The 16,273-nt window shown below is 47.3% G+C and carries 10 protein-coding genes; 9 read left to right on the top strand and 1 reads right to left on the bottom strand.

Annotated elements, in window-relative coordinates:
* The first annotated feature begins 295 nt into the window (after positions 1-295).
* The 4 genes from recQ to C1I38_RS06080 all read left to right on the top strand — a co-directional run bounded on the left by recQ (position 296) and on the right by C1I38_RS06080 (position 10,478).
* Entirely contained in the window at positions 296-2,086 is a 1,791-nt protein-coding gene (gene recQ, locus C1I38_RS06095) for a DNA helicase RecQ (protein WP_119774343.1), read from the top strand.
* On the top strand, positions 2,070-2,522 hold the full coding sequence (locus C1I38_RS06090) for a YaiI/YqxD family protein (RefSeq protein ID WP_119774341.1): 453 nt from the start codon (positions 2,070-2,072) through the stop codon (positions 2,520-2,522). Before recQ ends, C1I38_RS06090 begins: the two co-directional genes overlap by 17 nt.
* A gap of 266 nt (positions 2,523-2,788) precedes the next feature.
* The gene (locus C1I38_RS06085) at positions 2,789-6,352 is read left to right on the top strand and encodes a PD-(D/E)XK nuclease family protein (protein WP_119774339.1); all 3,564 of its coding nucleotides are present in this window, start codon (positions 2,789-2,791) and stop codon (positions 6,350-6,352) included.
* On the top strand, positions 6,345-10,478 hold the full coding sequence (locus tag C1I38_RS06080; protein WP_119774338.1) for a UvrD-helicase domain-containing protein: 4,134 nt from the start codon (positions 6,345-6,347) through the stop codon (positions 10,476-10,478). The genes C1I38_RS06085 and C1I38_RS06080 overlap by 8 nt, the downstream gene beginning before the upstream one ends.
* Here C1I38_RS06080 and C1I38_RS06075 read toward each other — a convergent pair.
* Positions 10,442-10,891, bottom strand: a complete 450-nt coding sequence (locus C1I38_RS06075) for a Fur family transcriptional regulator (protein ID WP_119774336.1) — start codon at positions 10,889-10,891, stop codon at positions 10,442-10,444. The two genes, C1I38_RS06080 and C1I38_RS06075, sit on opposite strands and share 37 nt — an antisense overlap.
* Before the next feature lie 297 nt (positions 10,892-11,188).
* Here C1I38_RS06075 and C1I38_RS06070 point away from each other — a divergent pair, with 297 nt between their 5' ends.
* From C1I38_RS06070 to aroF, 5 genes are all read left to right on the top strand, one after another.
* Positions 11,189-12,172: a metal ABC transporter substrate-binding protein gene (locus C1I38_RS06070; protein WP_119774335.1), complete on the top strand. Its 984-nt coding sequence runs from the start codon at positions 11,189-11,191 to the stop codon at positions 12,170-12,172.
* Positions 12,169-12,996 carry a metal ABC transporter ATP-binding protein gene (locus tag C1I38_RS06065; RefSeq protein ID WP_119774333.1) on the top strand — a complete coding sequence of 276 codons (828 nt, stop codon included), beginning with the start codon at positions 12,169-12,171 and terminating at the stop codon, positions 12,994-12,996. Before C1I38_RS06070 ends, C1I38_RS06065 begins: the two co-directional genes overlap by 4 nt.
* Positions 12,977-13,819, top strand: coding sequence for a metal ABC transporter permease (locus C1I38_RS06060; protein ID WP_020492944.1), 843 nt, complete (start codon positions 12,977-12,979; stop codon positions 13,817-13,819). Before C1I38_RS06065 ends, C1I38_RS06060 begins: the two co-directional genes overlap by 20 nt.
* 364 nt (positions 13,820-14,183) lie before the next feature.
* Entirely contained in the window at positions 14,184-14,795 is a 612-nt protein-coding gene (locus tag C1I38_RS06055) for an FmdE family protein (protein ID WP_131929263.1), read from the top strand.
* A 462-nt stretch (positions 14,796-15,257) separates the two neighbouring features.
* Positions 15,258-16,271 carry a 3-deoxy-7-phosphoheptulonate synthase gene (aroF, locus tag C1I38_RS06045; protein ID WP_131929259.1) on the top strand — a complete coding sequence of 338 codons (1,014 nt, stop codon included), beginning with the start codon at positions 15,258-15,260 and terminating at the stop codon, positions 16,269-16,271.
* Positions 16,272-16,273 lie beyond the last annotated feature (2 nt).

Here is a 16,273-nt window from a genome sequence, read left to right as displayed (position 1 = left end):
CAGCCAAAATATTAGCTGATAAATATAGGATAACAAAAGATTAATTTAATGTCAATTTAAAATGTATTTTTTTGGCAATGTTTCCTAACCATGTGAACTACAGTTCTCGTTTACAGAAACACCTCCTGAAAATAATTGCTGCAATGATATCAACGATATGAAGAATTGTAACAAAAATCCTGAGATTAATAAAGGAAATGACTTTTTTTCGGCGAACTTTAATACATAAAATCAGCCATAGATTCTGCTCTATGGCTATTTTTCTATAATCCCGACGATGGGAGATTGATTGGATATGATTACCAAAGCAAAAGAAGCCCTGCTCAAATATTTCGGTTACCGGGATTTTAGAGGAGGACAGGAACAAGTCATTGCAAGCCTGCTTCAGAGGCAGGATACGTTAGCCATTATGCCCACAGGGGCAGGCAAGTCGATTGCGTATCAGATTCCGGCGGTTCTGTTTGAAGGGGTTACGCTGGTTATTTCCCCTTTGATCTCTCTAATGAAAGATCAAGTGGACAGCCTCAGGCAAACCGGGATTCCGGCTACGTTTATCAACAGCTCTATTTCTCCGAAAGAGACCTGGTCGCGCATTGACAGGATGCAGCGGGGAGAGTATAAACTGGTCTATCTGGCACCGGAGCGTCTGGAATCGGAAGAGTTCCTTGCCAGGTTGAAGGGACTGCCAATCCATTTTGTGGCTGTAGACGAAGCGCATTGTGTTTCCCAGTGGGGCCATGACTTTCGCCCAAGCTATTTGCGGATCAGCAAGTTTTTGCAATCCCTGCCCGCAAGGCCGTTGGTCGGAGCTTTCACAGCTACGGCCACAGAGGAAGTCAGGCAGGATATCATCCGCTTGCTGGGCCTCAAGAAACCGAATTGCTTTATTACGGGATTTGATAGGCCGAACCTGAAGTTTTCCGTTCTGCGCGGTGAAAATAAGAAGGTTTTTGTTCAGGATCATCTGAGAAATAACCGCAATGATTCGGGAATTATCTATGCCGCGACGCGTAAAGATGTCGATAGACTCTATAAATTGTTGAAAGGACAGGGATTCTCAGTCGGCTGTTACCATGCCGGTTTGCCCGATCAGGAGCGAAAGCGCAATCAGGAAAAGTTTATCTATGACGAGATTGCTGTGATGGTGGCGACAAACGCTTTCGGTATGGGAATCGATAAATCCAATGTCCGGTTTGTGATTCATTACAACATGCCCAAGAACATCGAATCCTATTATCAGGAAGCCGGCAGGGCGGGTCGTGACGGTGAGCCGGCAGAATGTTTTCTGCTTTTTGGCCCCCAGGATGTGCAGATTCAAAAAATGATGATTGAAGAAACCATATTTCAGGAACAGCGTGTGGCCAATGAGTATAAAAAACTGCAGGCCATGGTCGATTACTGCCATACATCGAGATGTTTAAGGCAGACCATCCTGGAGTATTTCGGAGAAACAGAAAGTCCCAATAAATGCCGGAACTGCAGCAACTGTGACGATGACCGGAAAAAGGTTGATGTAACTCTGGATGCCCAAAAAATTCTGTCCTGTGTTTACCGGATGAAGGAACGTTTTGGTTCGGCGTTGGTAGCCGAGGTACTCAAAGGCTCCCAGAACAAAAAAGTTCTGCAGTTTGGGCTAGACAGACTATCTACCCATGGGATCATGAAGGACACACCGCTGCAGGAGATTAAGGACAGGATCAGTTTCCTGGCAGCCGAAGGTTATCTCGTGGTTGCAGGCGGCCAGTATCCGGTAATGAAGCTTGCGCCGAAAGCGGCGGCTGTGCTTAAGAGTGAGGAAAGAGTGTATCAGATTCAGGTGCAACGGGAAGAAGTATCGCTCACCGCCGCTGAACAAATATTTGAAAGACTGCGGGCCTTGCGCAAACAGATTGCCCAGCAGGAGGGATTGCCTCCGTACATGATTTTTCCGGACAGCACGCTCAGGGAAATGGCTCAAAGCTGTCCGCAGGACAGGAATACCCTGATCCGGGTAAATGGCGTTGGCGAAAGGAAACTGCAGAAATACGGGGATTTATTTTTAGAGGAGATCAAGGAGGCCCTGCAAGGACATGAAAATATTGGTTGACGCCGACGCCTGTCCGGTGAAAGAGATCATTGTGAGCTGCGCGAAACAATTTGAACTTCCGGTCATCATGATCATCGATACTTCCCATGAACTGAAGGATGACTACAGTATGGTGATCACCGTGGACCAGGATCGGGACAGTGTAGATTTCGCGCTGATGAAGCGGTTGGCCAGGGAAGATATTGTTGTCACGCAGGATTATGGACTGGCGGCGCTTGTTCTGGGGAAAGGCGCCAGGGCCATTAATCAAAATGGCCTTATTTATACGGACAGCAATATTGAACGGCTCCTTTTCGAACGTCACGTCGGACAAAAGGTACGGCGTGGGGGAGGAAGAACTACCCATGTCAAGAAAAGAACCAAAGAAGACAATGAACGGTTCAGGACGGCCTTTATTAGGCTGATCGAAGAAACCAAAGACCGTACGTTTGAATAACTCAAGAATGATAGAAAAAACACAGAATTACGAGTACAAGGTATTTAAATTAACTACCAAAAAAATTATAATGCAAACATTCATCAATATTACCCGAGATTTGGTCTGCGTGCCATAATTCCAGTGTCAAGCGGAGCATGGATGCGCAGCGCGGCCTTTTGTGTCAAGGATGACACAACGGCCGAAAGCGGAATTGTGGCATGCAGACAAGCTCGAGATAATAACACTGTTTTAGTTGGATAATTCTCAGAGGAACGGAGAACAGGATGAGTCTTAGGTTTATTTACGGACGGTCCGGCAGCGGCAAGTCCACCTATTGCCTGAATGAAATAAAGGAACGTGTCAACAACGGAGCGGATCATCCTTTGGTGCTGCTTGTGCCGGAACAGTATACGCTGCAGGCGGAGAGAGACCTGATTAACGTGCTGAAGACCGGAGGGATTCTAAAGACGGAAGTATTAAGTTTCCGCCGCCTGGCATTCAGGGTATTTAACGAGGCGGGCGGAATCACGTACCCGCATATCCACCCAGCAGGCAAGAGCATGTTGATCTATCGTGTCCTCATGCAGATCAAAGAAGAACTGAAGGTCTATACGAGATCAGCCGAGCGCAAAGGGTTTATCAGTTCGCTTTCAGGGCTGATCACGGAGCTGAAACGGTATAATGTTACGCCGGAAGATCTGCAGAACGCCATTGCCGTTATGGCGGACCAACCGCTCAAGGATAAACTGACTGAACTGAATGCCGTCTATTCCGGGTTCGAGGAACTGATCCGGCAAAGATACCGGGACAGTGACGATGATCTTACCCTGACGGCAGCCAAGCTGGAATCCACCACCATTTTTGACGGCGCGGAAATCTGGATTGACGGTTTTGCCGGATTTACACCGCAGGAATATAAAGTCATCACTATGCTGCTGCTTAAGGTGAGCAGGGTAAATATCTGCCTGTGTACGGATTCCCTGGCTGAAGAAGGTCTGTTGGAAACCGATGTGTTCTCTGAGGTCAAGGGGGTGTACCGCAAGTTCAAGAAAATCTGCCAGGAGGCGGGTTTGGAGATCGAGCCCCCGGTTCAGGCAGCGGGATTTCCGTTGCCCAGGTTCCGCTGCAGTGCAGAGTTGTCCCACCTTGAACGCTACTGTGATGTGTATCCGCATCGGGTATATACCGAAGCAACCAGGGATATCTTCCTGCATGCTTCGGTGAATATTTATGCGGAGATTGAAGCTGCAGCGGCAGACATAGTCAGGCTTTGCCGGGATCGTGGGCTCAGGTACAGAGATATTGCCGTAGTCACCGGAAACCTGGACGGCTACCGGAGTTTTCTGGAGACTGTTTTTGCTGAATATGAGATCCCGTATTTTTTGGACAGAAAGACCGAGATCACGGATCAGCCGCTGGTTAGGATGATGCTGGCGATGCTCGATATTTTTAGTGACAACTGGTCTTACGAAACGGTATTTGCTTATCTGAAAACCGGTTTATCCGGTCTAGATAGGGAACGTATCGACCACATCGAAAATTATGTGCTGGCCTGTGGGATCCGCGGTAGCCGCTGGACGAAAAATGAAGACTGGACGATGCATCCGGGTTTGCTGCCGGAAGAGAATCAGCGGCCCCAAGATGTGGAGAAGGCCGAAGCAGAGCTGAAGGAAATCAATCAGACCAGACGTGAAATTGCAGCTCCGCTTCTTCAATTTCGCGCCAAAACCAAAAACAGAAAAAAGGCTTCGGAAATCTGCGAAGCCTTGTATGATTTTCTTGGCGGGATAGGCGTCCCGGCCAGATTGGAAAGGATCATGGAAGAATTCAGGCGGCAGGGTATGCTAAATCTGGCCAATGAATACGGTCAGGTCTGGAATATCCTGATGAACGTCCTGGATCAGACCGTGGAGACTATGGGCGAGGAGCCTTTGAGTTTGGAAAGCTTTACGGACACCCTGAAAATCGGCTTTGCCGAATATCAGATTGGGTTGATACCGGCTTCGCTGGATCAAGTTTTGATCGGCAGCATCGAGAGGTTTCGAAGCCATGAGATCAAAGCACTTTTCATTTTAGGGGTCAATGACGGGGTGTTCCCTGCCACTGCTCAGACGGAAGGTATCCTGGCCGATGCGGACCGTGCCGCGCTGAATACGGTGGGGATCGAACTGGCTAATGATACCCGCACGCAGGCCTTTCAGGCCCAGTATCTGATTTACCGGTCTTTAACGACCGCATCTGCTTATCTTCGCCTGAGCTGGCCGATCGCCGACCAGGAGGGCCGAAGCTTACGGCCTTCGATGGTGATCTACAGGTTAAGGAAGCTGTTTCCGAAAATTACGGAAAACAGCACGCTGATTCCAATGCTATCCGGGTTTGCTGCTGGTAAAGAAAATGCTGAGACGGAGAATATAGGGACGGAGAATACAGAGACGAAGAATACAGAAGTAGTGAATGCCGGCACAGAAAATACCTGGCTAGAAAGTGCTGAACTAGAACAGCTGACCGGAAAATCCCCTTCTTTTAAACAAATGGTTGCAGCTTTCCGCCGCAAGGCAGAAGGGCTGGAAATCAACGGCTGGTGGCAGGATGTCTATCGCTGGTACAATGGGCTGGAAGAATGGAAACCGCGCTGTGAGGCGCTTCAGACTGCATTTTCAGCCAGAAATATTGCCGAGCCGGTCAGTTCTGAAAAAATAACGGCGCTGTATGGCGCATCGGCTCATGCCAGTGCATCGAGGCTCGAGAAATATGCGTCCTGTCAGTTCGCATTTTATCTTCAATATGGACTTGAAGCCAAAGAGAGAAAGATTTATCAGTTCAGTCCGCCGGATGTCGGGACGTTTATGCATGCCGTTCTCGAAAGATTTTCGCTGGAGGCGGCCCAGCAGCAAATCTCTTGGCGAGAGATGGAAAGACCGTGGTGCCGGGAGAAAGTCTCGGAGATTGTGGATGAAATGCTTCGAAAAATGCAAGGGTCCGGCCTCACGGCCTCCCAACGGTATACTTCACTTGCCTTGAGACTGAAAAGGGTCATCACGCGTGCGGTCTGGATGATTGCAGAGCACCTCAAGCGCAGCGGCTTTGAGCCGTTGGGTTATGAGCTTGGATTTGGCGAGCGGGAAAAGTTCCCGCCGATTGTGATTGAACTTGATTCAGGCCGAAAGGTATCTTTAAGCGGAAGGATTGACAGGGTCGATGCGCTGGAAGCTGAAGAAGGGACCTACCTCAGAATCGTGGATTATAAATCCGGGAGCAAAGATTTCAAACTGGCCGACGTTTATTATGGACTGCAGATCCAGTTGTTCACGTATCTCGATGCCCTCTGGCAGAACAGCGGGCTGGAGACAGAAAAACCAGTCCTGCCGGGAGGAATCCTGTATTTCCGGATCGATGATCCTATCGTCAGAGCTGACGGCAGGCTTACGGAGGAAGAGATCGAGCTGGACATTATGAAACAACTGAAAATGAAGGGCTTGCTGCTCGCGGATGTCAAATTGATCAAGGAAATGGACCGGACCATCGACGGCACTTCACTGATCATTCCGGCCAGGATCAATAAGGGGGACCTTCTGGGCAAATCATCGGCAGCTACCCTGGAGCAATTTGAAATCCTCAGAAAATATGTCCGGAACCTTCTGAAAGACTTATGTGAGGAAATGATGAGCGGCAGCGTTTCGATCACGCCGTACAAGAAAAAGCGGACAACCTCGTGCACCTACTGCCACTACGCTGCAGTCTGCCAATTTGATCCGGCCAGAAAGGAAAACAGCTTCCGGTTGCTGGCTGACCGTGGGGATGAGGAAATCTGGAACGATATCATGAAGGCGGAACAAAATCATGACTGATCAGACGAAATGGACGAATGAACAAAGGGAAACAATTACGGCCAAGGACTGCAGCCTGCTGGTTGCAGCGGCTGCCGGGGCCGGCAAGACGGCCGTGCTTGTGGAGCGTATCATTCAAAAGATTACAGACAGCCATGATCCTGTGGACATTGACCGGTTGCTCGTGGTGACGTTTACCAATGCAGCTGCGGCAGAAATGAGGGAAAGAATTGCCGAAGCACTCGCTGCAGTACTGGAAAGCAACCCGGGGTCTTCCAATATGCAAAAACAGCTGACGCTGTTAAGCAAAGCCAGCATTACAACCATTCACTCATTTTGTCTTGAGGTCATCCGCAGTAACTTCCAGGCCATTAATATTGATCCGTCTTTCCGGATCGCCGATGAGACGGAAACGATGCTGATGAAAATAGAAGTGCTCAATGACTTGTTTGATGAAATGTATGAAGAGAATGCCGAGAATCAGGATTTTCTTGAACTATTAGAGTGTTATGTCGGCAACAGGGACGATCAGGCCTTACAGGACATGGTGCTGAATCTGCATACGTTTATACAAAGCAGTCCCTGGCCGGAAAAATGGCTTGCGGAGATGACCGAACGTTTTGCTATGCCCGAAGGTACGGATTTCAGCCAGACCTGCTGGGGAAAAGTCTTGCTTAAAAGTATTGGACTCGAAATTGAGGGACTGATACAGAATATGCAGGCCGCTGTTGCCCTTCTGCAGCCTGGTACAGGACTGGATAAATACCGTCCTGTCTTCGAGGAAGAATACTGCTTTCTGCAGCATATCCGGGAGCTTTGTCTGGAAGAACGTAATGCCAGGTGGGATGACCTTGCCCAAACAGTCCGGGACTACCTGTTTCAAAGACTGCCGGTAGCCGGCAAAGATGCGGATAAAGCTGTTCAGGAGCAGGTCAAAGAAATCCGGGATCAGGTCAAAAAGAAAATCGGCAAATTGAAAGAAAGGTCGCTGGCAGCGGATTCGGAAGAAATCAGAACCGATTTGCAGATCCTTCAGCCGCTGATGCAGTGTCTGGGCAGACTGGTTGTTGAATTTGAACGCAGATATGCGCTAAAAAAGAATGGCAAGTCTCTGGTGGATTTTAATGATCTGGAACATTTTTGCCTCGAAATTTTGACTGTACAGGATGAAACGGGAGCGTATGTACCATCTGAAGCAGCCAAACGCTATCAGGAACGCTTCGCGGAAATTCTGGTTGATGAGTACCAGGACAGCAATCTGGTCCAGGAGATTTTGCTTCAGATGATTTCCCGCACAGGATCAGCCAGGCCGAATGTCTTTATGGTCGGAGATGTCAAACAGAGTATTTACAGATTCAGACAGGCTAAACCGGAACTGTTTCTGGAGAAGTATCACAGTTACTCTCCGGAACAAGGTGCCAGCCATCGAAAAATTTGCTTGTATAAGAATTTCCGCAGCCGCCGGGAAGTGGTTGATGCTGTTAACTACATTTTCAGGCAGATCATGTCCGTACAAGTCGGGGAACTGGACTACAATGACAACGAGGCTTTGAATCCGGGAGCTGTCTTTGCTGAAAATGACCAGGAACATTTGACTGTCGGCGGGGCGGTAGAATTTCATCTTATTCAAACAGGTGATCTGGAACGGCTGGATCAGGAAAACGGATTTTCTGACAGTTCAGGTCAGGAAGAACAGGAATTGACGGAGTTTGCGGACGCCTCAAATGGCCTCTCTGATGAAACGGAACAGATTGACCCGGGTCTGCTGGATGCGATCCAATGTGAAGCCCGCTTTACGGTCAGAAGGATACAGGAACTGTTTCATCCGGACGAACAAGGCAGGAGGACGGCCGTCTATGATAAGGAACGTAAAGCGTACCGGGAGCTGCGCTGCAGCGACATTGTCATTCTTCTCCGGACCACCCGGAATTGGTCCGAGGTATTCACGGAGGAACTGACGGCGGCCGGTATCCCTGCCTTTGCTGATACCGGCACAGGATTTTTCAAGTCATCCGAGGTACAGGTGATCCTGTCACTGCTTCAGATCATTGATAATCCGTTGCAGGATATTCCATTATTGGCCGTTCTGAGATCGCCGCTGGCCGCTTTCTCATCCGATGAGCTCGCCGGACTGCGGCTTACCAGACGGCATGTGCCGATCTATGAGGCACTCAAACAGTTGGTGGAAGAGATGGCAGAAGGGGATACCCCTGAACCGGAGAGCGGAGAGCCTGATAACGAATTAGGGAGCAGTAAGCCGGAAATCAAATCTCAGAGCCAATCCACGGACGGAGAATCTGAGATTGAAAAAATAAAGAACGAAATAGAGACGTCGGCCAAAGAAGCGCTGAAAAAGAAAGCAGCAATGTTCCTGAGCAACCTTCACAGATGGCGGGACACCGCTCAATATCTGTCTGCCGACAAGCTGCTTTGGCAGCTTTATACCGAGACCGGCTATTATGGGATTGTCGGAGCGATGCCTGGGGGCGTGCAGCGTCAGGCCAATCTCCGGATTCTATTTGAACGGGCCAGACAATATGAGGGAACAAGCTTTAAAGGGCTGTTCAATTTTATTAATTTCATTGACAAGCTAAAAAGCAACCAGGGTGACTTTGGCAGTGCTAAAATCCTTGGTGAAAATGATAATGTCGTTCGGATCATGAGTATTCATAAAAGCAAAGGGCTGGAATTCCCGGTCGTCATTCTGGCCGGATGCGGCAAGAAATTTAATTTTCAGGATTTGAACAGGAGCATTTTATTTCACCAGGAGCTTGGACTCGGTCCTGACGTTGCGGATCCGAGGCTCAGGATAGCGTATCCGTCTGTTCCTAAATATGCAATTCGGGAACAAATCAGGATGGAGACCTTGTCGGAAGAAATGCGGATTCTCTATGTGGCCTTGACCAGAGCCAGGGAAAAGCTGATTATCTCCGGAGCGGTTTCCAATGCCAGGAAGGCGTTGAACAAATGGTGCAAAGCTGCTGCAGGTGATCCGGAAAAGCTGCCTGCACATGAAGTGTATAAAGGAGAGAAATATCTGGACTGGATCGGACCGGCACTCATAAAGCACCGGGGCTGCTGCATTGCCAGTCTGAGCGGCCGGCTTGGGTATCATACCTGTGCGACGGAGGGAGCATTGGGAAACGGTCAGCTTGACGACCCGTCCGAATGGCAGATCCGCGTATGGACAAAAAATGAGCTTCTTGGCAGACCAGCTGTTCAGGAACAGGAAGAAGAAACATTCATCCGATGGCTGGCCGGTTTGCGTCAGGAGACCGAAGATCACGGTGATACCGAGGATTACGGTGATACCGAGAATTACGGTGATACTGAAGTTAATAATGCTAAAAACGGTAGCAGCGATAATCATGCTAATAATTATAACGATTATATCGATAATAACGACAGTGATGGGCTTCACGGCAGAAATGTAAAGAAAGAGATTGCGCGAAGGCTTGGTTGGGAGTATCCCTTCACTGCCAGTACCCGGACACCGCCCAAAGTCTCTGTCACCGAACTGAAAAGACGGCTGGAAGCAGAGCTTACGGAAGAACCGGAGCTGGGGCTGGCAACCGGATCAGCTCTCCTGCCACAGCTGATCAAAAAGCCGTTGTTTCTCGAAGAAAAGAAAGGGTTGAGTGCGGCAGAAGCCGGAACGATCCTGCATTTTGTCATGCAGCACCTGGATGTTCAGCGCAATGACATTCCGAATCAGATTCAAGAAATGGTCAAAAAAGAACTGCTCACAGAGCAGCAGGCTGAAAGCGTTGATCCGAAAAAGGTAATGTTTTTCCTAGAGTCAACGCTCGGATGCAGAATGAAGGCCTCAGGCAGTGTAAACCGTGAAGTCCGCTTTAATATAGAAATACCCTGCCGGGAAATATTCTCTGACATGGCGGCAGATGCCTGCGGGCAGGAAGTCGTCTTGCTGCAGGGCATTATTGACTGTTATTTTGAGGAAGAAGACGGGATTGTTCTGGTTGACTATAAGACGGACCACATTCCGGAAGGCGGGTCCCGCATTATTCTGGAAAGGTACCGCCAGCAGATTCTCTATTATGCCAGGGCGCTGGAAATGCTGACAGGGAGAAAAGTCAAAGAAAAGTATTTTTATCTTTTTGACTGTGGCGAGATCTTGCAGTCTTGACAGTAACCGTAGATTTCCAGTTTGTGCTGGATCACATCGAAATTGGCTTGGTCTTTCAGGGCCATTTCAAATTCTTTCATTGGACAGTCCATAATCGAGATCCGTTTATTGCACTTCATACAAATCAGATAGTGTTTGTGCTTGTCGTGATTCAGTTCATATCTGGCTTTGCCGTCATCAGAGATATTTGTTTTGAGAAGCAGATTGCCCGACATCAGCTTTTCCAGCGTACGATAGACGGTAGAAAGGCAAATGGACGAGCTTTTATCTTTTAGAGAAATAAAAATCTCTTCAGCTGTCAAAGGTTCTTCTGCATTCTGAAGCAGGTCAAATATCAAGTTCCTATGCTTGGTATTCTTGATCCCTGCTTTTTTCATGATTTCTTTTAATGGGTCTTGCTGGTTTTCAGGCAAAGAATTCAGTCCTTTTAGTCAAATTTTTACGTACAACGGAACAGTGCCCCCAAATTGATCATGAGGTTATTTTTGTCAGTTGCTCCAGAAGATTTTTAATGATTTCAGCCTTATATATCTGACTCTGACTCTATTGTAATACTTTTACACAGCTTCACAAAGCATTAATGATTTTGCTGAAAAAATATTTGAAATAATTTCTAAATCAAAGGGAATAAAATGTATACTTTTGTAGTATAATCAATTTATATATTAATGCAAATGCGAACCATTTGCAAAAATAGGGGAAATTAGCTGATGACTACTAAGACCGCAAAGACGGCTGTGATTGATAAAACGGCAATGAATAGGAAAAATAGGACCAATAGGACAAAAATGTTTTTTAAGTGGGCGAAACCTTTTTGCGCGGCTTTGCTGGCAATCATGGTAACCTTAAGCGGGTGCGGTGCAAAGGAGAGCGCAGCGGTGAATACGGATGACAGTCGAGGATCGCTGAAAATTGCGACTTCGTTTTATCCGATCTATCTATTCACTTTAAACATCACGAAGGGTATCTCGAATGTGACCGTCGTCAATATGACCAAACCGACAACCGGCTGTCTCCACGATTATGCCCTGACGACCGAAGATCTGAAAAGCCTGGAAGATGCCAAGGTTCTGGTGATCAACGGCGCGGGAATGGAATCATTCCTGGCTAAGGTTACAGGGCAGATGCCGGATTTGAAGATCATCGACGCCAGTGAAGGGATTACCCTGATTCAGGATGAGACAGGGAAAAATCCGCATGTGTGGCTGAGTATATCTAAAGCGATCAGACAGGTTCAGAACATTGGCGATAAGCTGGCGGCACTTGATCCCGAAAATGCTGAAAAATATCAGGAAAATACTGCAGAATATATTGTGAAGCTCGAACAGGAAAAAAATAAAATGCATCAGGCCCTGGATGGGGTAAAGAACCGGGATATCGTGACTTTTCATGAGGCATTCCCGTATTTTGCCGAAGAATTCCATTTGAATGTGGCAGCAGTGATCGAGCGGGAGCCCGGATCAGAACCCAGCCCAATCGAACTGACTGAAACGATCGAAAAAATCAAAACATTAAAAGTTAAGGCTTTGTTCGCCGAGCCTCAGTATTCTGCCGATACGGCAGAGACAATCGCCAATGAAACAAGTGCCCGGGTCTATTATCTTGACCCGATCGTCACAGGCCCTTTGGAAGCGGATGCTTACATTGATCTGATGGATAAAAATCTGCAGACGCTGCAGGGGGCTCTCCAATGAAAAATAAATGCTGCAATCATGAATTATATGAAGAATGCGGATGCGGCTTATGCCGTACGAGGATCAACCACCTCGGGGTAACGCTGAATAACAAAGAAATACTGCGGGATATCAATCTGGAAATATACTGCGGCGATTTGACTGCGGTGATCGGACCGAACGGAGCCGGTAAGACAACCTTGTTTAAAGCTATCCTCGGTGAAATTCCACACACGGGAACGATTGAATTTCTTGATCCTAAAGATAACCATAAGGGCCGTCCGCTCATCGGCTATGTCCCGCAGAAACTTGATTTTGACAACAGTTCGCCGGTCACTGTGCTGGACTTGTTTACAGCGACTTACAACCGTTTTCCCGTCTGGCTCGGTTCTTCTCAAAAAACAAAAAAACGCGTTCAAAAGAATTTAACGCTTGTGCAGGCTGAACATCTGCTTAACAGAAGACTGGGTGCGCTATCCGGAGGGGAGTTGCAAAGAGTATTGCTCGCGCTGGCGCTTGACCCCGTCCCAAATCTCTTGTTTCTTGATGAACCGGTGTCGGGTATCGACCAGAAAGGGTTGGAACTATTCTATGATATTGTGTCCAGGCTGCGTCAGGACTATGACTTGTCGATTATTCTTGTTTCGCATGATCTGAATCTCGTGGCCAAATATGCAGACCGCGTGATACTGCTGAATCATGCGACCATCGAATGCTGCGGAACCGCTGCTGAAGTCTTCGATAACGAGAAAGTGATTGAAACATTTGGTATGGGGTGGGCCAAAGGAAACGCTGAATCCAAAAGAAAAGAGGAAGAACAAGCCAATGATCGAACAATGGTATAGGATGCTTGATGCCTTACTTCCTCTAGGCTGGCTGGAATATGATTTTATGAAGAACGCCCTTTTGGCTGTTCTTCTGGTGACACCCATTTTGGGCATCCTCGGCACAATGATCGTGAATAACCGGATGGCCTTTTTCTCAGATGCGTTGGGACATTCGGCGTTGACAGGTGTTGCGGCGGGAGTTGTACTCGGGATCCAAAGCCCTTTTTGGGCTCTGCTGGTTTTTTCGGTGTTGTTTGCGGTTGCGGTGATTAGTGTTAAAAATGCCAATACGGCATCGACGGATACGATTATCGGCGTATTTTCCTCAACGGCAGTTGCATTGGGTATCGTGCTCCTGTCACGCAACGGCGGCTTTAGCAAGTACTCCGGGTATTTGATCGGGGATCTGTTAAGCATAACCCCTTCAGAGCTGGGAATTTTAGCCCTGATTTTTGTGCTGGTGCTGGTGTTTTGGGCAGGCTGGTTCAACAAGCTGCTGTTGGTAAGTGTCAATCAATCCCTGGCCAAAAGCCGGGGAATTCATGTCCGCTTTTATGAATTTGTATTTGCCATCGTGATCGCCGTTGTGGTAACGTTCGCGATTCGCTGGGTAGGCATTCTGATTATCAGTTCCCTGCTTGTCCTGCCTGCAGCCGCTTCCCGGAATATCGCGGCAAATACGAGGCAGTATCATGTCTTTGCCGTGATCATCGCCTTGATTTCCGGTCTGGCAGGACTGATCCTGTCCTATTTTTGGGGAACGGCAACAGGCGCCACCATTGTTCTGATGCTTGCGCTATTCTTCGCCGGGACATTTATCTGGAAAGTTTCAACAAGATAAGATCTACGATGACCATTCTAGTAGAACGCTTTGGAAACAAGTAAACTATCCAGCATTCAAATTGATCCAATTATGGCATGCAGACGAACTTAAACAGGCTGATAATCAGTCTGGGGGACACAGTTCTGCTGTAAGCGGAGCATGGAGTGCGTAGCGCGGCCTTTTGTGCCATGGATGGCACAATGGCCGGAAAGCAGTATTGTGACCCACAGACTAGCCCTAATAAATACGTGAAAATAATTTGAGAACGTTATACCAGTGAATTATAGTGTATAATAGGTATACTAATTTTAGAACTACCGATTGAAACAATAGTGACGATAGAATGTGCTTACCGCGTTATTTAAGAAAGGACTGACCAATTATGTGCAGAGAAAAAACACCCTGGGAAAAATGTGCTGAATTTCATGGACACGAATGTATGGGACTTGCAATTGGCTTTAGACAAGCGTTTATCGGACTCAATGCGCTTGGTGTAACAAGAGCTGCTGATGAAGAATTGTTTGCAGTCGTCGAAAACGATGCCTGTGGTGTCGATGCGATTCAGGTACTTACCGGTTGTACGCTTGGAAAGGGCAATCTGATTTATAAGGATGCCGGCAAACAGGCAGTCACGCTGGCCAACCGCAAATCTGGCAAAGCGGTCAGGATTTTAAGGAAACTTGGCAACAAACCCGATGATGAACAATATACTGAATTGAAAGCAAAAATATCAGCCGGTTCAGCCAGTGATCAGGAAAAGGCAGCTTGGGGGACTCTGCAGAAGGAAAGAATTGAAAAATTTCTGGCCACACCTGCCGATGGATTATTTACGGTTACCGAAGTAACTATGCCCCGGATTGAACCGGCCAGAATTTTTCAGACAGTCGTATGCTCTCAATGCGGGGAGCCATTTGCGGAAGTCAAAGCACATCTGGCCGAAGGAAAAATCATCTGTTCCGATTGCAATAAGACTTATACCAGGGGATGGCGTTAACCAGGATTATTTAGATGTCAGACGGTTGTTAAAACAAATATAATTTTGTTTGACAGCCAAAGAATTTATACGGTATAATGAACGAAACCCGATAGTAACTTTTTGGAGAATGTAAAATGCTTAGTGGTAAGAGAATGGTAGAACAAATCAATACTTTTGCGTTTAGAAGCTTTAGCCAGTGCTATTATTACTTTTATTTTAGCACCGGTTATTTTTGGTTGTTCTACAATCGAATACTTTCTCTCTTCACTAATGAGCATCCGGCGGAAAATTGCCTTGCGGCCTGACCCCGGTCGAGAGGAACCAAAGTTGAAATACGATACTGTTACAGAAGGCTCATTAGCAATAATGGGTCTTCTGTTTTTTACTATCGGAAAGTATCACATCTTTCTGATAGATATAAATATTTAAGCTTGCGTAGTATCATGTAAGTAAGTAGGACAGTTTAAGGAGGTAGGAAAAATGATTATTGTAATGAGGCCGAAGACGCCCCCGGAGGAGATCGCGAAGATGAAACAGAAGATATTGGACCTGGGATGTGAGGTTCATGAGTCTTTAGGCGTGAACTACCATATTCTTGGGTTAATCGGAAATACCAGCAGCATTGACCCGGACACGATGCATGCAAATGATTGGGTTGAAAAAGTTATTCATGTCCAGGAGCCTTTTAAAAAGGTTAACCGTTTATTCCACCCGGAAGATACGGTCATCAGTGTCGGGGACAGAAAAATCGGCGGCGACACCTTTGCTGTGATTGCCGGACCATGTTCGGTAGAAAGTGAAACGCAAATTGTCGGCATTGCCGAAGCGGTCAAAAAATCCGGAGCTGCTTTTTTAAGAGGCGGCGCTTTTAAGCCACGTTCCTCACCGTACAGCTTTCAGGGTTTAAGAGAAGATGGCCTGGAACTTCTGAAAATAGCCAGAAACAAGACAGGATTGCCGATTGTATCGGAGTTAATGTCGACCGAATATCTGGAGAGATTCGTTGAAGACGTGGATATTATTCAGATCGGCGCCCGCAATATGCAGAACTTTGAACTCTTAAAAGAAGTCGGAAAAATTCAAAAACCGGTGATTCTAAAAAGAGGGTTATCCTCGACGATTGAGGAATTATTACTTGCTGCGGAATATATTTTGGCGCATGGCAATGAGAATGTTATTTTCTGTGAAAGAGGCATTCGGACTTTCGAAAATTACACCCGAAATACGCTTGACCTGACTGCTGTGCCGGTGATCAAGAAACTGAGTCACCTTCCGGTTATTGTTGATCCAAGCCACGCGGCAGGGCTGTGGTGGCTTGTCGAACCGATGGCTAAAGCAGCGATGATCGTAGGTGCCGACGGTGTCATGATCGAAGTGCACAACGACCCGGCCAATGCCAAATGTGACGGGCAGCAGTCTATCAAACCGGAGAGATTCGAGGCTTTAATGGATTCGTTAAGACAGCTGGCGGTTATACAGAATAAGATTATTTAATC

This window comes from Dehalobacter sp. 12DCB1, assembly GCF_004343605.1.
Taxonomy (GTDB): domain Bacteria; phylum Bacillota; class Desulfitobacteriia; order Desulfitobacteriales; family Syntrophobotulaceae; genus Dehalobacter.
Note: the sequence above shows the minus strand (reverse complement) of the source record. Positions and strands in the feature narration are given on the sequence as shown.

Excerpts from the sequence above, each read along its gene's own strand:
- recQ (WP_119774343.1), top strand. The coding sequence starts at position 296 with ATGATTACCAAAGCAAAAGAAGCCCTGCTCAAATATTTCGGTTACCGG.
- C1I38_RS06090 (WP_119774341.1), top strand. The coding sequence starts at position 2,070 with ATGAAAATATTGGTTGACGCCGACGCCTGTCCGGTGAAAGAGATCATT.
- C1I38_RS06085 (WP_119774339.1), top strand. The coding sequence starts at position 2,789 with ATGAGTCTTAGGTTTATTTACGGACGGTCCGGCAGCGGCAAGTCCACC.
- C1I38_RS06080 (WP_119774338.1), top strand. The coding sequence starts at position 6,345 with ATGACTGATCAGACGAAATGGACGAATGAACAAAGGGAAACAATTACG.
- C1I38_RS06070 (WP_119774335.1), top strand. The coding sequence starts at position 11,189 with ATGACTACTAAGACCGCAAAGACGGCTGTGATTGATAAAACGGCAATG.
- C1I38_RS06065 (WP_119774333.1), top strand. The coding sequence starts at position 12,169 with ATGAAAAATAAATGCTGCAATCATGAATTATATGAAGAATGCGGATGC.
- C1I38_RS06060 (WP_020492944.1), top strand. The coding sequence starts at position 12,977 with ATGATCGAACAATGGTATAGGATGCTTGATGCCTTACTTCCTCTAGGC.
- C1I38_RS06055 (WP_131929263.1), top strand. The coding sequence starts at position 14,184 with ATGTGCAGAGAAAAAACACCCTGGGAAAAATGTGCTGAATTTCATGGA.
- aroF (WP_131929259.1), top strand. The coding sequence starts at position 15,258 with ATGATTATTGTAATGAGGCCGAAGACGCCCCCGGAGGAGATCGCGAAG.